This is a genomic window from Actinomyces sp. ICM47 (assembly GCF_905369875.1).
Taxonomy (GTDB): Bacteria; Actinomycetota; Actinomycetes; order Actinomycetales; family Actinomycetaceae; genus Pauljensenia.
The window spans coordinates 26,790-47,184 of sequence record NZ_CAJPJE010000004.1; the positions used below are offsets into that span (position 1 = coordinate 26,790).

General features: G+C 65.2%; 17 protein-coding genes. 3 read left to right on the top strand and 14 right to left on the bottom strand.

From position 1 onward, the window contains the following. Positions 1–27 precede the first annotated feature (27 nt). Positions 28–771 carry a TrmH family RNA methyltransferase gene (locus QZ149_RS01495; RefSeq protein ID WP_291449094.1) on the bottom strand — a complete coding sequence of 248 codons (744 nt, stop codon included), beginning with the start codon at positions 769–771 and terminating at the stop codon, positions 28–30. Between QZ149_RS01495 and QZ149_RS01500 the strand changes: the two genes are divergently transcribed. Both QZ149_RS01500 and pyrE read left to right on the top strand, forming a co-directional pair. Then, on the top strand, positions 770–1,591 hold the full coding sequence (locus tag QZ149_RS01500; protein ID WP_291449097.1) for an HAD-IIA family hydrolase: 822 nt from the start codon (positions 770–772) through the stop codon (positions 1,589–1,591). The genes QZ149_RS01495 and QZ149_RS01500 overlap by 2 nt on opposite strands. Before the next feature lie 24 nt (positions 1,592–1,615). Then, positions 1,616–2,185, top strand: coding sequence for an orotate phosphoribosyltransferase (pyrE, locus tag QZ149_RS01505; protein ID WP_291449100.1), 570 nt, complete (start codon positions 1,616–1,618; stop codon positions 2,183–2,185). A gap of 77 nt (positions 2,186–2,262) precedes the next feature. On the opposite strand, the gene QZ149_RS01510 is transcribed toward pyrE, so the two are convergent. Together QZ149_RS01510 and QZ149_RS01515 are read right to left on the bottom strand one after the other, a co-directional pair. After that, on the bottom strand, positions 2,263–3,051 hold the full coding sequence (locus QZ149_RS01510) for an SDR family oxidoreductase (RefSeq protein ID WP_291449101.1): 789 nt from the start codon (positions 3,049–3,051) through the stop codon (positions 2,263–2,265). 86 nt (positions 3,052–3,137) lie between these two features. Then, a complete protein-coding gene (locus tag QZ149_RS01515; protein WP_291449104.1) occupies positions 3,138–6,176 on the bottom strand; it encodes a choice-of-anchor M domain-containing protein in 3,039 nt (1,012 codons plus the stop codon). Positions 6,177–6,323: 147 nt separating this feature from the next. Here QZ149_RS01515 and QZ149_RS01520 point away from each other — a divergent pair, with 147 nt between their 5' ends. Continuing rightward, a complete protein-coding gene (locus QZ149_RS01520; protein WP_291449107.1) occupies positions 6,324–7,139 on the top strand; it encodes an exodeoxyribonuclease III in 816 nt (271 codons plus the stop codon). A gap of 80 nt (positions 7,140–7,219) precedes the next feature. On the opposite strand, the gene QZ149_RS01525 is transcribed toward QZ149_RS01520, so the two are convergent. The 11 genes from QZ149_RS01525 to QZ149_RS01575 form a co-directional block, all read right to left on the bottom strand. Beyond that, complete coding sequence (locus QZ149_RS01525; RefSeq protein ID WP_291449110.1) at positions 7,220–8,023, bottom strand: serine hydrolase domain-containing protein; 804 nt, start codon at positions 8,021–8,023, stop codon at positions 7,220–7,222. Then, positions 8,020–8,814: a TetR/AcrR family transcriptional regulator gene (locus QZ149_RS01530; protein WP_291449113.1), complete on the bottom strand. Its 795-nt coding sequence runs from the start codon at positions 8,812–8,814 to the stop codon at positions 8,020–8,022. Before QZ149_RS01530 ends, QZ149_RS01525 begins: the two co-directional genes overlap by 4 nt. Positions 8,815–8,889: 75 nt before the next feature. Continuing rightward, entirely contained in the window at positions 8,890–11,502 is a 2,613-nt protein-coding gene (gene clpB, locus QZ149_RS01535) for an ATP-dependent chaperone ClpB (protein ID WP_291449116.1), read from the bottom strand. A 136-nt stretch (positions 11,503–11,638) separates the two neighbouring features. Beyond that, positions 11,639–12,301, bottom strand: coding sequence for a YbjN domain-containing protein (locus QZ149_RS01540; RefSeq protein ID WP_291449119.1), 663 nt, complete (start codon positions 12,299–12,301; stop codon positions 11,639–11,641). A gap of 344 nt (positions 12,302–12,645) precedes the next feature. Next, positions 12,646–14,112, bottom strand: a complete 1,467-nt coding sequence (locus tag QZ149_RS01545; protein ID WP_291449121.1) for a DUF418 domain-containing protein — start codon at positions 14,110–14,112, stop codon at positions 12,646–12,648. Between the two features lie 93 nt (positions 14,113–14,205). Then, positions 14,206–14,901 (bottom strand): hypothetical protein, encoded by a 696-nt coding sequence (locus tag QZ149_RS01550; RefSeq protein ID WP_291449124.1) that lies wholly within the window; start codon positions 14,899–14,901, stop codon positions 14,206–14,208. A gap of 188 nt (positions 14,902–15,089) precedes the next feature. After that, the gene (locus QZ149_RS01555; protein WP_291449126.1) at positions 15,090–15,719 is read right to left on the bottom strand and encodes a hypothetical protein; all 630 of its coding nucleotides are present in this window, start codon (positions 15,717–15,719) and stop codon (positions 15,090–15,092) included. 149 nt (positions 15,720–15,868) lie between these two features. Beyond that, positions 15,869–16,609, bottom strand: coding sequence for a glutamine amidotransferase (locus QZ149_RS01560; RefSeq protein WP_291449129.1), 741 nt, complete (start codon positions 16,607–16,609; stop codon positions 15,869–15,871). Beyond that, the gene (locus QZ149_RS01565; RefSeq protein WP_291449132.1) at positions 16,606–17,916 is read right to left on the bottom strand and encodes a MurT ligase domain-containing protein; all 1,311 of its coding nucleotides are present in this window, start codon (positions 17,914–17,916) and stop codon (positions 16,606–16,608) included. The genes QZ149_RS01560 and QZ149_RS01565 overlap by 4 nt, the downstream gene beginning before the upstream one ends. Positions 17,917–18,791: 875 nt before the next feature. Then, on the bottom strand, positions 18,792–19,340 hold the full coding sequence (locus tag QZ149_RS01570; RefSeq protein ID WP_291449135.1) for a helix-turn-helix transcriptional regulator: 549 nt from the start codon (positions 19,338–19,340) through the stop codon (positions 18,792–18,794). 3 nt (positions 19,341–19,343) lie between these two features. Next, the gene (locus tag QZ149_RS01575) at positions 19,344–20,393 is read right to left on the bottom strand and encodes a DnaJ C-terminal domain-containing protein (protein ID WP_291449138.1); all 1,050 of its coding nucleotides are present in this window, start codon (positions 20,391–20,393) and stop codon (positions 19,344–19,346) included. Between the last annotated feature and the right edge of the window lie 2 nt (positions 20,394–20,395).

The following is a 20,395-nucleotide window of genomic DNA, read 5'->3' on the forward strand; positions in this document are numbered from 1 at the left end:
ATAGAAAATGCTGAAAACGTGACATTGTCAGGCCTGCTTGATCGCTCCTAAACGTGAGGCGTGCGCCCACATGACAATGGCGGCGGCGTGGCCGACATTCATGGAGCGCGTGGAACCGCGTTGAGTGATGGCGACGACGACCTCGCAGGCGGCCAGCATCTCCTCACTAAGGCCAGACGCCTCGGACCCGAAGACCAGGCAGGCGCGCTCGGGCAATACGGCCCCTTCAAGGGCGACGGAGCCGTCGACGTTGTCGACGCCGACGAGGGCCAGGCCCTCACGCTCGCAGTGCTCGACGAGTTCGCGCACCTCGGCGCGGTGATCAACGGGCAGGTAGCGGTCGGTGACCATGGCCCCGCGGCGGTTCCAGCGCTTGCGGCCCACGACGTGGACGCGGCGCGCGCCAAGCGCGTTCGCGGTGCGCACGATCGACCCAATGTTGAAGTCGTGATCGAGGTTTTCGACGGCGACTTCGAAAGGCAGGGAGCGCGCTGCCACGTCCGCGCGGATCGCCTCCATCGTCCAATACCGGTAGCGGTCCTCGACGTTGCGCCGATCCCCGTGAGCCAGCAGCTCACGATCATAGTGCTCGCCGACCGGCCAGGCGGCCTGCCCACCCGGCCACGGACCGACCCCCACCTGCGCGCGCGAACCAGCCCCAGCCTCGTACGCCTCAGTGTTCCCAGAAACCGCGCCCTGCCGCGCGATGTCACATCCGTTTTCGAACTCGTTCACGGGTCCCACCCTAGCGGGAACGTAGAATAGGGGCATGAATCCGCTGATGAACGAAGAAACAGCACTCAGTGATATGCCGCCCGTGAGCGCGTGGCTCTCCGACATGGACGGTGTCCTGGTCAAGGAGAACCGCGCACTGCCGGGCGCGAACGAATTCCTGGCGGCGCTGCGCGCCACCGACACTCCCTTCCTGGTCCTCACCAACAACTCGGTGTTCACCAACCGCGACCTGTCAGCCCGCCTGGCGAACTCGGGCCTGGACATCCCCGAAGAGAACATTTGGACGTCCGCGAACGCCACGGCCGCGTTCCTCCAGCAGCAGTCCCCCGGCTCGACGGCCTACGTGATTGGCGAAGCTGGCCTGACGACCGCGATTCACGCCGCCGGCTACGTCATGACGGAAACGGATCCTGAGTTCGTGGTGCTCGGCGAGGTTCGCTACTACGATTTTCATGCCCTGACCCACGCGATCCGCCTCATTGAGGGCGGCGCGAAGTTCATTGCGACGAACCCCGACGTGTCCGGCCCTTCCGACGAGGGCACCCTGCCCGCGTGCGGCGCGATCGCCGCGATGATCACGGCGGCCACCGGCAAGCAGCCCTACTTCGTGGGCAAGCCGAACCCGGTCATGATCCGCGCCGGCCTGAACAAGATCGGGGCTCACTCGGAGCGGGCCGCGATGGTCGGCGACCGCATGGACACCGACGTGCGCGCCGGCGTCGAGGCGGGCCTGCGCACGCACCTGGTTCTGTCGGGTTCCACGGCCCGCGAGGACGTCTGCAACTACCCGTTCCGTCCCTTCGGCATCCACGAGGGTATCGGCGATCTCATTGAGCTCGTCGAGGCGGCCCACTGACCCCCGACACGTAAAGGAAACACCATGACCAACGATTCCCACAAGGCGCGCCTGGCGGCCCTCGTCCAGGAGCTCTCCGTTATCCACGAGAAGGTCACCCTGGCGTCCGGTCGCGAGTCCGACTTCTACGTCGACATGCGCCGCTCGACGCTGCACCACGAGGCGGCCCCGCTCATCGGCCACGTCATGCTCGACCTCCTGGAGGAGGCTGGCTTCGCGGTGGGCGAGGAGTACGTGGCCGTCGGCGGACTGACAATGGGTGCCGACCCCGTCGCGACCGCGATGCTGCACGCTGCTGCCTCGCGCGGCCTGGATCTGGACGCATTCGTCGTGCGTAAGGCCGCGAAGGATCACGGCATGAAGCGCCGCATCGAGGGTCCGGACGTCGTGGGCAAGAACGTCGTCGTCTTGGAAGACACGTCCACGACGGGCGGTTCCCCACTGGAGGCTGCGCTCGCCCTGCGTGAGGCCGGCGCGCACGTCGTCGCCGTCGCGGTGATCGTCGACCGTGCGACGGGCGCAAAGGAGCGCATCGAAGCCGAAGGCTTCCCGTACTTCTACGCGCTGGGCCTGGAGGACATCGGCCTGGCCTGATTTTCCTCCCGCATGCACGAGGCCGGGGCTGGGTTCTGCGCGAACCTGGCCCCGGCCTCGTCTTCGTCTGCGCGCCCTCACATGTGGGGAACGGAGCGCATGGCGCACGCGGTCACCCAGCGCGGGGCGAGCTTCATGGCACCCATGGCGACCTTGTAGGGAACAGTCGGGGTGACCTGGACGCGGCCCACACGCACGGCGTCGAGGGCTGCCGTGACGACCTGGTCGGGGCTGGCCATGAGCCAGGAGGGGGTCGCGCGCATGTCGACGCCCGCCCGCTCGAAGAAGGGCGTGTCGACGGGGCCGGGGCACACGACGGTCGCCGTGATGCCGGAGCCTTTCAGTTCGGCGGCAAGGCCCTCGGTGAAGGCGACGACCCAGGCCTTGTGCGCGGAATAGGTACCCGCGCCCGTGCGCGAGGCGACGGAGCCGACGTTGAGGATCGCGCCTCGTCCGCGCGAACGCATGGAGATGCCGGCGTGGTGGGCGAGCGTCATGACGGCGCGAACCATGACGTTCAGGCCGTTGATTTCGCGTTCCAGGCTGTTGTCCAGGAAGGGGCTTCCCAACCCAAATCCGGCATTGTTGACAAGGAGGTCGACGGGTCGCAGGTCCGGCTTCTGAGCATCGGCCGGGCCTCCCACGTCGAGGCGGGCTGTGACCCGCGCGCACCCGTCCTCGGTGGACAGGTCGGCAGCGATGTACTCGGCGTTCACGCCCGCGACGTTTGTCAGCGAGGCCGCGAGCGCGCGCAGCGCGTCCTCACGGCGTGCGACGAGCACCAGGTCGTGTCCGGCGGCGGCCAGCTGCCAGCAGAATTCTTCACCAATTCCGGAGGTCGCTCCGGTCACAAGCGCGGTTCCCATGTGGGAAGTCTAGCGTGCACGTGTGGGGTAGCACGAGGCCGGGGTCCCTCACACTCGTGTGTCGTGAGGGACCCCGGCCAGGTGTTTTATCGGGTGCGGATCAGGAAGATGGCTCCGCCACCGGCGAGGGCCACCGGGATGACGAGGAGGAGCAGCCAGTAGGGGCTCCAGCCTCCCGAGCGTCCGCTGTCGGTCGCAGAAGCAATCGGCAGCGCGGATACCGCGTCATCCGATCCGTCCGTTGAGGTGCCTGATGCGCCGCTCTGGGCGTTCTCGCCGCTCTGCGCACCGCTTTGGGCACCGCTCTGGGGGCTAGCACTCGGTGTGACGGCGGGTGCAGTCTTGGGCGCGGTCACCGGAGTGCCGGAACCCGAGGTGCTTGCCGCGCCCGAACCACCCCGAGAGATCGTGCCAGAGCTGGTGGTCACCGCGCCCGAACCGCTCGCGGATCCGCCCGACGTACCCGCAGACGAACGACTTCCGCTCGAGAGCAGGTTCCTCATGACCTCCTTGGTCCCACGAGGCGAGACCGGTGCCGTTGAGCCGCTGGGGCGGAGACTCGGCGCAGGGGCGGGAGCGACACTCGGGGCCGGGGCCGGATTCGCGCTGGGCGCAGGTGCAGGCGCGGGGTCAACGCTCGGAGCAGGCTCGGGCGCGGGCACCGGATTCTCAGTGGGAACAGGTGCCGGATTCGCGCTGGGCGCAGGTGCAGGCGCGGGGTCAACACTGGGGGCGGGAGCGGGCGCAGGCTCCGGGTCAACACTCGGCTCGGGAGCAGGCGCAGGTTCCGGATCAACGCTCGGCTCGGGAGCAGGCGCAGGCTCGGGATCCGCACTCGGTTCCGGCGAAGGCGCGGGTTCCGGGCTGAGCGCAGGATCCGGCGAGGGTGTGGGCACCGGCTCTCCGCCCGGGGTGGGACCGGGCTGCTCGTGGTGGCTTCCGCGCACGATCACGGTGAATGCCTGCGGTTCGGCCAGGACACGCTCGCCGCTGCGAGCACCGACCTCGATGCGGTAGGTGCCGGGAGCGCTGAATACCCAGTTGCCGTGCATGTGGGTGGACTCGGTCGTGTGGACGACGCCGTCGCCCGTGGTCGAGTCAAAATGGATCTTCGCACCGCTTCCGAAGGTGCCACCCTGGAAGAAGGCGACGCGCGCGCCCGCGGGGGCCTCGGCCAAGTGCAGTGTCATGTCGGCACCGTCGGGCAGCGCCGCGTAGTCGACCCCTTCGGTGGACAGTCCGGGCCACACGATGTCGCTGTTTTGCGTCTCGGGCAGCACGTAGGTGGCGGTGCCGACGGGTCCGAGCACGTCGTAGCTTGGGTCAGACAGGGAGGCCGGGCGCACGAAGCGCGCGTTGGGGGCAACCGTGAGAGTCGTGGAGCCGACGGTGCGCATCACGGAGGTGCGCGCGTTGGTGAGCGAGTCGTCTTTGACGGCCAGCCCGTAGGTGATGCCGTTTTCTCCGTTCGCCTGGGTCAGGCGCACGTCGAGGTGTCCGCGCGCGATCTCGACTGGGTCGCTCAGGAGGGACGAGGCCGGGGTCGGGTTCTCGTGGTTGCCGCCGTTATCCGGCTCGGGAGTGGGCGCGGGGTCGGGGGTCGGTTCCGGCGCGGGCGCGGGTTCCGGTTCCTCGGGGGCGGCGACGCCGTCACGCATTGTCAGCATGGCGGTAAGTCCGACGTGGTCGCCGACGGTGACGTCGGAGGCGTCAGCGACGGTCATGACCGCGTCGGAGAGGGGGTGGGGGCGCAGGATGACGCGCATGTACATGGGGTCGGACTGGCACACGCCGAGGTCCTGGGTCTTCGTGTCCATGCCTCCCGCACCCAGGGTGCCTTCCATGGAACACCAGGGGCTGAAATCCCACTTGGATTCGAGGAACTCGATCTTGTAGGTGGCGCGCAGGGTTGGGTCGTTCGCACGCACCGTGGCCGTGTACTGGTCGGTCGTGCCGGGCTTGAGGTCGTAGGAGACGTCGACGCGGCGCGAGGAAAGCGGCAGGTGGTCGGGGTTCCACACGGGCGCTGGGTCCGGGTTGGAGTCGACGAGGATCGTGTCGGTGGTGCCGACGGTGACTGGTTCGGTGTCCTTCTGGGAGTACTGCACGACCTGCGAGATCCAGCGCGACGAGCCGGAATCGCCGGGAATGTAGATCGCCTGGACGGCGGCAGCGTCCTCTCCGAGCAGCTCGGAGACGGTTGCTCGACCGCCCTCGACGGCGACCTCAGTGAGGAAGTAGCCGTTGACGGTGATCCACGCACGCCCGGTGTCGGTGGGAACGCCCGTGTCGATCGTGATGTCGGTGAGGAAGTTGTCGCCGGGGTGGGCGCGCTCGGCGTGGTGGGACAGGGTCAGCGTGGGCTGGGCCTCGTTGCCGTCACCGCGCTCGGCGCGCGCGGCGTTGTAGGCGGCCTCGATGTCCTTGATGGTGCCATCGGCGGGGTTCTCACCGCCGACCTGCCAGACCAGCGGCGTAATCGGCGAGGAGTAGATGGCGGTCCCGTCGGCGCTGCGCGCGGTCATCTTGTAGTTCGCGACGTATCGACCGGGCTGCGTGAAGGTCGTATACATGTGCGAGTGACGCGGGTTGTAGACGCTGCGGTAGGCCGTGTCGTGGCTGGAGAGGAAACGGTTGACGCTGTCGCCATTGTCGATGAACATCTCCATTCGACCCGGGCCGTCAACGCTGATGAGGTCGAGCGTGTAGGTCTCGCCCTCGAACTTGTCGGCGTCGCCGACCTCGCCGGCACCCAGGCCCGCCCAGATGGGGGTATTGCCCGGTCCGGGGTTCTGGGGGGCCGCGTTCAGGACGGCCCCCTCGGAGCCGAGGAACGCCAGATCGGGGCGCTTGGCGGGTATGACCAGCTGCGACTTCGCCTCGTCCTTCTCACTGGTTCCGGTCCACGCCTTGGGGATCCACAGGGCGGTCTTCTCCATCGGTAGGTTGATGGTATTCAGGGAGAAGCTGTTCGTGTCGTCGTGCCAGATGGGGATGGGTGCATCGACGTGCTGCCTGGTGACGATCCAATCCTTGTCCTGGTCGGGTCCAGCCCACGCGGTGGCCGGGGTGAGCGCCAGGAAGAGGGCCAGCGCCGCTGTGCTCACGCGTCGCAGGTATGACATAAGAGTGCCTTTTCTAGCTATGTTATAGATGAGAATCATTATCATTCTATTACGCCTGTCCGACAACTGCACAACTCCGCGCGTTTCACACCTGTTTCACGCGTGTTTCACGCGCCCACTCCCCCACTCACAGCTAGGCTCGACCCCATGAGATTTGCGACCTGGAACGTCAACTCCATCCGCACGCGCGTCGACCGAGTCATCGCCTTCCTGCAGCGCTCCGACACGGACGTGCTCGCCATGCAGGAAATCAAGTGCCGCCCCGACCAGTTCCCCATCGCCCCCTTCGAAAAGGCCGGCTACCACGTCGCCATCCACGGCCTCAACCAGTGGAACGGCGTCGCCGTCGCCTCACGCCTGCCCATCCTCGATATTCAGGATCACTTCCCCACCCAGCCCGCGTTCGGCGAACCGCCCGTCGTCGAAGCCCGCGCGCTTGGCGTCACCATTGACACAACCGACACCCTCCCCTCGGGGGACGGGCAGGCCTCGTCGATGACAATCTGGAGCCTGTACGTGCCCAACGGCCGCGAACTCACGCACGCGCACTACACATACAAGCTCCAGTGGCTCGCCAACCTCGCCGAGCAAGGGCGCAGATGGCTATCCGACCCCGAGGCGCGCATCGCCCTCGTGGGCGACTGGAACGTCGCACCCCTCGACGAAGACGTGTGGGACATGAGCGTCTTCGAGGGTGCCACGCACGTCTCCGCACCCGAACGCAAGGCTTTTGCTGCCTTCGCCTCCGACGGCTGGGTCGAAGTCACGCGAGAGCGCGTCACCAACTACACCTACTGGGACTACCAGAAGCTACACTTCCCCAAAAACCAAGGCATGCGCATCGACTTCGCCTACTGCTCGCCCGCACTCGCGGCCCGCGTGAGCGGCGCGCAGATAGACCGCGACGAGCGCAAGGGAAAGGGCGCGTCCGACCACGTGCCCGTCATCGTCGACGTCGACTAACAGATCAGGGTCGAGGCCGGGGCGACGCCTCCGGTACGGATCGAGGTCTGGACACGCACCCAAACCTCGATCCGTGCCAATTAGGCGCGCTCGCGCGCAAGGGACAACAACGACGCGTTGAGGGCCGACCAGTTGTCGTGATGCCACTGTCCGAAAGGCTCAGCACCCACGAAGGCGGCGCTGGCCCCGAGGTCGCGGTCCGCCCACACGAAAGAACCCGACTGCCCGAAGTGCCCAATCGTGCGCGCCGAGGCGTCGGGCGCGGTCCAGTGCGGAGCCTTCTCGCCACGAATTTCCAGGCCGAGGCCCCACGGACAGGGCGTAAAACGCCCATAGCCGGGCACGACGCCGGCGAGCGCCGGAAACTGCGAAAGTCCCGCGAGGGCGGCCAGCGGCGCGCTCACCAGGGTCGGACGGGCGAGCTCAGCACCGAAAAGGCTCACGTCGGCGGCGCTCGCAACACCCGCATGAGCGGGACTACCCAGGATGTCCGCGGAGCCCATTCCAAGCGGGTCAAACACCGTCTGGCGTACCCACTGAGCGACCCCCATTCCGCTCGCCTCAGCCACGACCTCGCCGAGGATATCGAAGCCCTCGTTGGAGTAGATGCGGCGCTTCCCGGGAGCGGCGGCAGGACGCCTCCCCTCGAAGGGCAGGCCCGAGGCATGGGCGAGCAGGTGGCGAACCGTGGCCCCTTCGGGACCTGCAGGATCGTCGAGGGAGATCAGGCCTCGTTCGACCGCGACCAGCACCGACCACGCGACGATCGGCTTGGTGACAGACGCGAGCGGGAACGCGCGATCAACATTGCCGCACGAGTAGACGACGTCGCCCCCGACGCAAAGGACGAGAGCGACATCGAAAGAAGGTAGCGGGCCGATCACGCGGTGGTGGCTTCCGGAGCCGCGGCTACGGCGGCGGCTTCTGCTGCTGCCGTGGTCTTCTCGCTGATCTTGCGCAGCGTGCGGGCATAGACTTCCGCGACTTCCTCGGGCACGGAGGCACCGAGCTGGAGGACGTAGTGCGCCGGCAGGTGCAGGAGCTGCACGCACACGGCCAGGAAGTCAGCGACGAACTCGCGAGCGTCGATGGGTTCGTCGTTGTAACGAGCCGACACGACGGAGCCATACCAGTAGCGGATCAGAATCTTTGCCAGGGTGCGAGGAATCGTACCGATGTCGGCACCCTCGTCCTCGACGAAAGCGGTGATCATCGAGGTGAGAGCTTCCTCCATCTGCTGCGTACGGTACTTGTAGTGCGCGTGCGCAGGATGAGTCTCCGACGAGGACTCCGCCCACAGGACGCAGTCCAGGGCGATGGCCGCATCCGCGCCGGGCTTCATAGCGAAACGCATCTCCCCGACGGCCCAGTCAACGAACGAACTGGCGGTGATGCCACCCTCGTCGAATCCGCCTTCCGCCTCCTCGTTAATGGAGACGTCGAAGAGGGCGTTCATCTCCTCGTGACGCTGGATCGCGCTGCGCAGGATCGCTTCCTTGGAAGGGAAGTGATAGACGACGGCGGGGTGGGAAATACCGACTCGACGACCGAGGTCGCGCAGAGAGAAGCCGTTGTAGCCTCGCTCCGCGATCAGAACCATCGCTGCCGAGAGGATGGATTCACGCGTCGCCTGTCCTACGGAATAGGCTCCACGGGCCTTCCTCTGCGTTGTCATATCATCTCCTGCTGTTGCGGACATCACATACCGTTAGTCCGAAATACACACTGGTATTCAGTGTAGCGCGCAATCTCAGGGTTTATCAACATTCATGACAAGCCCGTCAAAGGTTGCATTAATGTCAACTGTCACGTTCTGCCCGTCCTGCACACCCCCTGCAAGCAGGAGAACAGCCAATCGATCGCCGATTTCGCGCTGAATTAAGCGGCGTAGCGGGCGTGCCCCGAAGACAGGATCATACCCCACGCGCGTGAGCCAACCGCGCGCCGCTTCGCTAACTGTCAAGTTGATACGCCTATCACGCAGGCGGGACTGAAGTGCAGCAACCAGCAGGTCAACGATCTCACCCAGATTTTCGCGGGTCAGAGCGTCAAACATGACAGTTTCGTCCAACCTATTGAGGAACTCTGGCCGGAAACTCGACCGGACGACAGACATGACTGCATCCCGTTTTTCCTCGGTCGTCAAGTCTTGGTTCACCAGGAACTGTGATCCCAAGTTAGACGTGAGAATTAAAATGGTATTGCGGAAGTCAACAGTCCGACCCTGGCCATCAGTGAGACGCCCGTCATCCAAAACCTGCAAAAGGATGTCGAAAATCTCAGGGTCAGCTTTCTCAACTTCATCGAGCAAGACCACAGAATATGGCCGACGACGCACTGCTTCAGTCAGCTGACCACCCTGCTCGTAGCCGACGTACCCCGGAGGGGCGCCGACCAAGCGGGCAACCGAGTGCTTCTCGGAGTACTCCGACATGTCGATGCGCACGATTGCGCGCTCATCGTCGAAGAGAAACTCCGCGAGCGACTTAGCCAGCTCAGTCTTACCCACACCCGTGGGTCCCAGGAACAGGAAGGAACCAGTCGGACGATTCGGATCCGACAGCCCCGCACGCGAGCGCCGAACAGCGTCGGACACCGCACGCACAGCATCCTTCTGCCCAATGAGCTGTTTACCCAACTCGGTTTCCATGTGCAGGAGTTTGTCTGTCTCAGTTTGAAGGAGCTTACCCGTGGGAATTCCGGTCCACGCCTCGATCACCTCTGCGATCTCCGCGGGACCGACCTTCTCCGCAATCATCGGTTCCTCATCGCCCTGAGCTTCCTGATCCTCAGCCTGCGCCTCGGCCTCGGCAATCTGACGCTCAACGGAGGGGATCTCGCCGTTCTGCAGACGACCAGCTTCCTCCCAGCGCCCCTCGCGAACCGCCAGGTCGAGCTGGGTACGCAGCGTATCCAGCTGGACGCGCAGGTCGCCGACACGGTTGTGCCCAGCCTTTTCAGCCTCCCAGCGCGCAGTGAGGGCACGCAGGTTCTCCTCACGGTCCGCCAAGTCAGCACGCAGCTTGCTGAGGCGGTCCTGGGTGGCCTCGTCGAGGCCCTCCGGGTCGGACTCGGTCAGATAGGACTCCTCCATGCGGAGGCGATCCACGCTACGGCGCAGCTCATCGATCTCGACCGGCGAGGAGTCCAGCTCCATGCGCAGGCGAGACGCGGCCTCGTCAATCAAGTCGATCGCCTTGTCAGGAAGCTGACGTCCCGTGATGTAGCGGTTCGACAGGGTCGCCGCAGCAACGAGCGCACCGTCGGAGATGGTCACCTTGTGATGAGCCTCGTACTTCGGGGCGATGCCGCGCAGAATGGCGACGGTATCCTCAACCGAGGGTTCGCCGACGAACACCTGCTGGAAGCGGCGTTCAAGCGCCGGGTCCTTTTCGATGTTCTCGCGGTACTCGTCGAGGGTCGTCGCACCGACCATGCGCAGCTCGCCGCGGGCGAGCATGGGCTTGAGCATGTTGCCCGCGTCCATCGCGCCCTCGGAACCGCCGCCCGCGCCCACGACCGTGTGCAGCTCGTCAATGAAGGTGATGATCTGCCCGTCCGAGCGGGAGATCTCGGCCAGGACCGCCTTGAGGCGTTCCTCGAACTCGCCGCGATACTTCGCACCGGCAACCATCGACGACACGTCGAGGGACACCAGGCGCTTGTCGCGCAGGGACTCCGGGACGTCGCCCGCGACGATGCGCTGGGCGAGGCCTTCGACGACGGCGGTCTTACCGACGCCGGGTTCACCGATCAGGACGGGGTTGTTCTTCGTACGCCGGGACAGGACCTGGACGACGCGACGAATCTCGTTGTCACGCCCAATGACAGGATCGAGCTTGCCTTCGCGCGCCACCTCGGTCAGGTCGCGACCGTACTTGGACAGAGCCTCGAACGACCCTTCGGGGTCAGGCGAGGTGATCGGGTCAGGACGCAGCTGGGCGAGCGCCTGCGTCAGAGCCTCAGCCGTCGCACCACCGGCGGTGAGAATACGCCCCGCCTCGGTATCGGACGCTGCCAGAGCGATGAGCAGATGCTCGGTCGAAATGTACTGGTCTCCCGCGCTCTCGGCGCGCTCCCCCGCATCCTGAACGGCGGCGAGCAGCGTGCGCGAGGCCTGAGCGGAACCCGCGGATGCCCCTTGAGTACTGGGTAGCGCCACCAGTGCATTACGGGTGCGTGCGCCGATTGCGCGTGTGTCCGCCCCCACTGCACCGAGCAGGGACAGGGCAATACCGTCACGCTGCTCAATAAGGGACTGCAGCAGGTGAATGGGTTCGACCTGCGGGTTTCCGGCCGCCGACGCGGCCTGGAGCGCGGAGGCGATGGCCTCCTGCGCCTTCGTTGTCATCTCACGTGCCATGAGATCGTTCCTCCAAATGGTTCATTCGTCTCGCATCGACGGTTGTCGACGCATCTGATAGACATAACGAACCCGAAGTTGAGTCTATTCCACTCAACTTCAAAATGGGAACACAAGGTACAGGCGAGGCCGGAGTTCAGTTCTCCGGAAGCCAGGTAGGACCGCCGAATCCGCGCTGATGACCACCCGAGGGACCAGGTCCCTCAGCATCCTCAATACTGTAACGATCCGCGAGCGCGCGGAAGAGCTGCAGCGTCGTCGCCAGCGCGCACATGACCTGCTGAATCAGCTGCGCATCCGTTGCGCCGTACTCGTAGTCACCATTCACCTCGGCGACGACACGATCCCCCTCGAGCTGCTCCGCGACGTAAGCCTTGGGCCACAGGAACTCCCCATGCCACGCCTGCAGGAAATCACGCAGATCCTCCCCATATTCAAGGGGGACCAACTGCTTCATAAACGCAACAATCGAAAGCACCTCGCGCGAGTCGCCGAGAAAGCGGAAGCAGAACAGGTGTCCCTCCCACAGGCCGCACAGGTCTCCATCATTGTCGATACGCCAGGCCCATCCCTCAGAATCAAAGAGGAGCCCCAGGCGCTCCTGCGTAATAGGACGGACCATATCGAAACGATTGGCCTCAAACTCCGAGTTACCCGTGGCGATTCCTTCCGCCGACGTTGCTTTACTACCCTCCCATTGTCCCATATCAGAGCGGTTATCGTCCGCCGATTCGGCGCGGCGAGGCGTTTCCTCGCCGTCGGTTCCGCCGTCGGCATCCGCCCACCATAGCCAGCCCATGATGACTCCCCTACTCGTATCCGTCGTTCGTGACGCGCCACTGCGTCGGTACCCCAGGGGTGTGAGCGCGTCGACCACCCCTCTGTGCGTTTGACATGTGCACAACCACCGGCCGCCTCCTCCGCTCACTACATCGTGCCATCAGCGTGTGTATCACTACACCTTCACAGTAGCGCAGAATCGGCGAAATACCAATGGCCGCAGGGCCTAAAGGCCACTGCGGCCACGGCGCGAATGAACACCGTACAGCCATCACCGCAGCTCATCCGGGAGGCGGCGACAGTAGGGAGACGCTTTGTCTATCGCGTCACATTCACTCCCATCTCTTGCACGATGCAGAGTTTTCAGCTATTTGCATCATTCTGTATGCCGTCCGAGGAATCCAGCGGCACTCCCTCAACGTCCGGAGAGGCCGGCATCATCACCTCGGAGGCACCCTGCACCCCGAGGTTCTGCGCTGCCCCCGGCGTCGGCGCACCGTAAATCGACATCGGCAGCTTGGGCAGCGGCAGGGTCCACGCGGTACGCGCAACCAACCAGCGTAGGAGACGCTCAGCGGGACCGCGTGTACGTCCCATCGCGTCGGAGATAACGCACCCGACTCCGATGAGTGCCCACACAGCGAGCGCAATGAGGGCGGAGACCCCCACGCCCACGGAGCGTACGCCCACAGCTCCGAGCACCAGGAACAGCACGGCAAAGACAAGCGTCTGAGCCAGGTACGCAGTCATCGACCGGCGGCCAATCGCGCTCAAGAACGAGCGGAACGCACCCAACTCCTCGAACGACGCCGCGCTCTGCGCGAACTCCGCCGAGGCCTCGCGCGGCCCCCCGCCCAGGAGAGCAAGGAGCGCCAACCAGCCGCACGCCCCAGCGACACCCGACGCGTGAAAAAGAGGGAACGTCCAACCCGAGCCACCAATGTGCGCCCAGTCCAACTGGTCGAGCGCGTAGGGCAGCGCCCCCAGCGTCCCCGCCAGGAGGCCACCACCAGCAATCGCGACGAGCGCTCCGCGATGGCCGCTCGGATCCTGCAGCGCTCCCCAACGCTCGACCCCCACGCCGAGCATCACACAGGGCACGACAAGGGTAGTCAGCACCGTGAAGGGCGTAGCCACAAGCCACCCGGCCAGATTCCACAGAGGCGTCGTCGCCTCCAGCGTCGACTGCGCGTGATACTCCAGCGTCATCGGACGGGCACCCATCTCCGCCGCGCCCGACGACAGAAGAAGGAGACTCAGCGACGCACCCGTCACCCCGATGACCACGCGCAGCCACACGCGCCTCATCACAATAACCTCCGCGAAGATCACCGCCACCAGGCCATAGGCCCCAATAATGTCCCCCTGGAAAATGACACTATGCACAGCGCCAAACGCCAGCATCCACCAGCCACGGCGCCGGATCAAACGCGACGCCGCACGACGAGCGCGACGCTCCACGTCCTCGTCATAAAACTGCCACTGCAGGGGAATCCACCCGGCGCTGAGTTCGGCGGGCAGAGCCTCACGAGCGACGCGACGCTCACGCTCGATCATGCGCTTGGCCATGATCGCCATCCCAAAACCGAAGAGAATCGAAAAAAGCGGATAGGCGCGGCGGTCGACGAACAGCGCTCGCAGCAGGAACCACCACTGATCCACCCCGCTCATTGCATCGAGCGCCGCCTGCCCCGGCGCGGGATAGTCCGGGAAGAAGCGAACCCAGAATGGCACATTCGCCAGAGCAATCAGGGCCAGCATAAAGCCGCGGGCGACGTCAGGGGCGGGAAAACGCACTCGGCGCTCGCCGGTGAAAGACAGGGTGGACACGAGAGTTCCTTTCGTGGGAGATGCGTAGCCAGACAGACAGAGAGGGGCGAGGCCGGAGACGCCTCCGGGACTCGCCCCTCTCAGGGTGGCGGGTCAGCGCATGGCCGCCATCATGGCTTCCTGCGCAAGACGGCGACGCTTGCCGTTCACCTTCACGAGGAGCACGATGCCAACAATCATGAGGACGAGACCGCCGACGCCGACGACGGTTCCCCAGATGAGGGGCATGATGATCGCCTTGTTCGCCAGCTGCTCCGCAGAACCATTAAAACCGGCGACTTCCGCGCCGGAGGTCAGGCCCTGGCACTGAATCTTGTAGGTGCCCGTCGGCAGATCCGACGCCGAGAACAGGGTGTTGCTCCCCTCGTAGGGATCGAGCGTATAACTCTTATTGTTGGAGTCGACGAGCGCGCACGAGGAGGCGCTCCCGTCACCGATCATCACCGAATAACTGCCCTTATCCGTCACAGTGACGCTCACGCCGTTCCCCAGCGCTCTACCGTTCGACAAGTCCTCCACGCTCGACGTCAAACCAATAGCCATCGTCGCGAAGAACACGATGGGCGCGATCAAGACCATCATCACAATGCCGAGAACGAGGGCAACAATGCCCGACGCACGACTGGGCATCGGAGGCATGACCACCGGAGCAGGGGCGACGTACCCGCCGCCTGCATAGCCCTGCGGACCTCCACCCGGGTAGCCTTGCGGGACTCCACCCGCGTTTTCACCATACTGAGGCCAGGGCGTGTTCTGGCCGCCCGAAGAACCGTAGGGGGGATGTGACATGTGCGTGCCTTCCTGGTGGGAATTTTGCTTAAGCATAACAACGCTGCACGCGCGCTGAATAGCGTTTCACGCGAATGGGACGGCGCACGCGCTCCTACAGCGCACCGCCCCGGACCGTATACCGAGAGAAGGCGCAGAAAAGGGGCGAGGCCGGAACTACTCCAGCCTCGCCCCTGACAGGATTCGCGTCAGCGCACAGCCGCCATCATGGCTTCCTGCATGATGCGGCGACGCTTGCCGTTCACCTTCACGAGGAGCACGACGCCGATGATCGTGACGACAAGACCGGCGACACCAACGACTGTTCCCCACACGAACGGCATGACAAAGGCCTGCGTCATGACCTCCGGCGAGGCATTAAAGGCAACGACTGTCGCGCTGCTGGCGATGCGTTCACACTGCAGCTTGTACTGGCCTGCAGGAATACCTGAGGCAGTGTAGACGCCCTCGTTATCCTTATAGGGGGTGAGTTGGTACAGCGTGCCACCCGCATCCATGAGGAAACATGCGGGGTCAGCGCCGTCGGTGGTAACCGTGAATTTGCCATCCGCAGTCACGGTCACAATGCTGCCGTTGGCCGTCGTACCGCCCTTGACGGCATTGCCCTCGGTCTTGGTGACACCCGCGATCATTATTCCGAAGAATACAATCGGGGCGACCACAACCATTAACAGGATGCCAATGACAAGCGTCGTAATGCCGGGCGCGCGACCGGGCAGCTTCGGCATTGCCATCGGGGCAGGCGCACCGTACGCACCTCCCGGGTATGCCTGCGGCGCGTTCTGCGAGTTCGGATTTCCAACGGAGGGATTCGACATGGTGTCGCCTTTCTGATGGGATTTGTCGCCAAGCATACAAGACTCTGCACTCACTTTGTCGACAAAAGGCGCGTCGCCGACCCCGAGTGGGATCGGCGACGGATGGACGAGGCCGTGGCTACGTCCGGAATCGCGGGTGTCGGCGCGCGTCAGGACAGCTGAACGCCGCTCAGGCGCTCCGCGCGCAGCTGTGCAACGCCGGGAACCTCGAGGGGCGGCAGCGACATGCCGGTCGCGCGCTGGAGTAGCAGGTCCGCCAACTCGGGGTTACGAGCCAGGGCCGGGCCGTGCATGTAGGTGGCGATGATGGATCCCTGGACGGCACCGTCGTAGGCGACCTCGGCGGGTTCCTGGCCCTGCGGGGTACCGTTGCCGACGCCGGAGATGACCCGGCCGAGGGGTGTTGCATCTTCGCCCAGGATGGTTCCACCGCCGTGGTTTTCAAAACCGCTGAGCGGCTGAGTCAGTCCCTCAACGAGGGGCACTGTCACCAGCTCGCCGATAGCGCGATGCCCCTGCGGCAGCGTCGTGATATCCAGAACGCCCATGCCGGGCACGCGCGCGCCGCGCGCATCCTCATACCAGTGACCGAGAACCTGCAGGGAGGCACAGATCGCCAGGAGCGGGCGGTCGGCGTCGAGGGCGCGCGCCAGGCCCGACGTGCCACGGAACTTGTCGGCCGCGAGCGCCTGAGCAGTGTCTTCTCCCCCGCCCAGGGTGTAGATATCGAGGCTATCGGGGATTTCCTCGGTCAGACCGACATGGACGACCTCGGCGTCGATGCCGCGCCTGCGGGCGCGTTCGGCCAGGATCAGGGCGTTGCCCGTGTCCCCGTAGGTGCCCAAAACCTCGGGCATGAGGACACCGATTCGCAGTGTGGAAGCGCTCACCGCTTGCCTTCCTTTCGGTCGAGCAGGACCTTGAAGTCGCGCATTGCCGTGTAGTTGAGGAGGACCTCGACACGCCCCGGCTCGCACGCGGCCAGGGCATCCATGGGCAGGGGTGCGAGGTCGCAGTGGATGCCAGCGTATTCGAGGCGCACGGCCAGGTCGGCACCTCGCTCGCCGCAGGCGATGACGCGCCTGCCGGGCTGGTTGACGCGAGAGAAGTCGACGTCCCACAGCCACGAGAGGTCTTGCCCGTCGGGAACCTGCCCGTTGACGCCGATGACGACCTGGTCGACACGCGGGTCAACCATCGTCATGGTTTCCTGCCAGCCGGCGGGGTTCTTCGCGAGCATCATGCGGGCGCGGCGCCCGTTGACGTCGTGGACGGAGTAGCGCCCCGCGACCTCGGTGACGGAGCTGACGGCTGTCGCCGCGGCCTCGGGCGTCATGCCCATGGCGACGGCCGCGGCAACGGCCTGCGCGGCGTTGCCGAGGTTGGCGCGGCCGGGCAGCTTGAGTTCGAGTCGCACGGCGACGTCGCCGGGGCCGTGCAGGAGGGCACGCGGACCCTCGGGGGTCAGGTCGACGTCTGTCAGCCACCAGTGGGGCTGTGGGCGACTCTGTAGTGCGGGGAGTTCCTCGCCCTCGAAGGCAGGGATCAGGTGCCAGTCATCGCCACTGCGCACGACGCGGCCGCCACGCGGGTAGGCCGCAGAGTCTCCGCCCCATCCGGCACCGGCGGCGACCCACACGACGTTCGGGTTGTCGGCGGCGGCGGAGACGATCAGTGGATCGTCACAGTTGGCAACAACGACGGCATTCGGGTGAGCGGACGCACCCTCACGCAGGCGCTTTTCGACTGAACCGATCTCGCCGACGCGGTCGAGCTGGTCGCGCGAGAGGTTGAGGTACACGAAGACGTCGGGGTGAACGTCCGCGGCAACTGCGGGCACATGCATTTCATCGACCTCGAGGGCAGCGCGAGTCGCGTTCTTTCCCTGCATGAGGGCGGTGATGACGCCGGAGGTCATGTTGTCACCGTTGATATTGGAGGCGACGGGCCCGGCGCTCTCCAGGGCGGCGCGCACCATGCGCGTCGTCGTGGATTTGCCGTTCGTGCCGGTAACGATGACCGAGGAGAAGGGGGCGGCCAGTTCGGCCAGGAACTTTGGGGAGATGCGCAGAGCGACCTCTCCGCCAATCATGCCTCCGGATCCTCGGCCGAGGGCCCGGGAGGTGAAGCGGGCGGCAGCGCCGGCCACGTTGGCCACGCGCGAGCGCACCGACAGGTGATGCGGTGAATTCGTCATGGCCCAAGGTTAACGCCTGCGGGGCCATACTCGCGTCGGTGGAGCGCTCCGCGGTCTCCTCATGGACGAGGCCGGGGCCGAGTTGGGCTGCACACCACCCCACGCGACACGCCGAGAACACATCACCAGCATCAAAAGTGCTGCATACCATACCGACGTTACCCACAACATGTCGATGTGATCGCGTCAATACAACTCAACGGTTAATACGGGGAGTCCACCCCGCCGCTTCTGCGACACTCTCGCTTTACAATCTGCGTATTTTCAATGAAAAGCACGACCCAAATACAAACTCGCAGGTCAGCGCCCATTTCGAAAAAATGTTGCCGATGAGACGCACGCTCATTTCGGACGGCCTGCACGTTCGTGCGAAGTGCGCACATCACCGCTGATCGAGTACCCAAACCAGCCGTGACCTGGTAAAACTATTCTCAGCAGGCGAGAGCCTGTCGCCTGTTCCAGGCTTCGGTCAGGGATCCTGTGTGCCCCCGGATCCTTGATCGAATTAGGCTGCGGGACTCATCCGTTGGATGGGTCCCGCAGCTCCTTTTTGTCTCCCGGCGACGCGCTGACCCATCCTGGACGCTATCGGGCCGCCATAACAACCGGGCCACGCACCCCAACCGACGCAGTTCGAGCGGAGGGACCCACAGCATACACGCGGGCCTGCTCGTGCGAGTCCGAGTCCTGTATCCCGCACGTGGGCCTCCTGTCCCGCACGTGGGCATGGCCGCCCACACTCGGAATAGCGGGTTAGCGTGCGGGAGAAGCCGGAGGCACCCAGAACACGGACAGAACTCTCCGATACGCTGTGCCGCCCCGACGCGGGAGCGTCGGGGCGCGCAGGTAAGTCGACCAGCAGGTGCGCGACCGTATCAGCGGGAGATGATCGTTCCCTCGATGACAGATCGCACGCTCGAAGATGGTCCCGGCAGTGCATGGCGTGTCGGAGTCCCGGAGGAACCCAGGGACGCGAGCGCGCGCATCGGATCCCACACGGTGAGCGAGCCGCCGGAAGCGGCCGCGGGCTTCGAGGAGTGATCCCAGGGACGCTGGCCTCGTCGTATCGGCATGACTTGGCCATCTGCGGAGGCCGCGAACACTCGGTTGCGGCGCGCCTCGGAGGCAGCGACGGCGTCGCGCAGGGCGTCACGTTCGGCTTCGAGAGCTTCGACGCGTCGCTCGAGTTCGAGGATGCGACGGATGCCAGCGAGGTTGATGCCCTCTTCCTGACTCATGCGCTGCACGTCACGCAGGCGTTGCACGTCGCGTTTCGTGTAGCGCCGCCCTCGTCCCTTCGTGCGGGCGGGGATGACCAGGCCCAGGCGGTCGTATTGCCGCAGGGTTTGGGGGTGCATCCCCGCCAGCTCGGCCGCGACCGAGATAACGAAGGTGATCGGCTCGTCCGGGCCGGTCGTCGCCATGGGTTACTCCTCAGCAGCCTTCGCCAGCGAGGCTCGCACGTCGAGGTCGCCCTCAGCCTTCGCCATGTCTTTCGCGAGCTTCTTGAGTTCGCGGCTGGGCTTCGCGGGAACCTGGATGGACAGACGAGCGATAAGGTCACCCGTCGTCTTCGAGGTCTTCACTCCCTCGCCGCGCACGCGGATTTCCGCGCCCGAGGAGGAACCCGCAGGCACCTTGACCGTGGCCGTGTTGCCGTCGATCATGGGCACGTCGATGGTGGCACCGAGGATGGCCTCGGAGACTGTCACCGGCAGTGTCATGACCAGGTCGTTACCCTCGCGCGAGTACACGGGGTGGGGCTTGACTGTCACGGCAACCTCGAGGTCGCCGGCGGAACCGCCGTGCATACCCGGCTTGCCATGCCCCTTGACGCGGACCTTCTGACCGTCCTTGATGCCCGCAGGGATGCGGACCTTGATCGGGGAGCCGCCGACCTTGATGGTCAAGGTCGCACCGTTGAGGGCCTGTCGGAAGGAGATGGACAGCTTCGCGCGCACCGTCCCGCCCTTTTCGGGCGTGGGTGCCGCCTGCTGGGCATGGCTACCGGCACCGAAGGGCGAGCCGTAAGGGTCGCCCCCAAATCGCGTGCTCGCGCTGCCACCCCCTCCGAAGAGGCCGGAGAGGATGTCCTCGAAACCAGCGCCGCCGCCGGGCATGCCGGAGGTCTGGAAGCGTACGTTATGGCCGCCGCCGCCAAAACCGCCGCCGTTGAAGCCACCGAAGAGGTCCTCGAAGCCTCCCGTGCCGCCCGATCCGGCGGAGAAGCGCGCTCCGCCGCCGGCCATCGCGCGAATCGCGTCGTAACGCTTGCGATCCTCGTCGTTGGACAGGACCGCGTATGCCTCACCAATTTCCTTGAACTTGGCTTCGACTGTTTTGTCGCCCGGGTTCTGATCCGGGTGCCACTTGCGCGCCAGCTTGCGGTAGGCCTTCGTAATGGCCTTCTTGTCCGCTGTCTTATCAACTCCCAGGACCTTGTAGAAATCCTTCGAGAACCAATCCTGTTCACTCACGC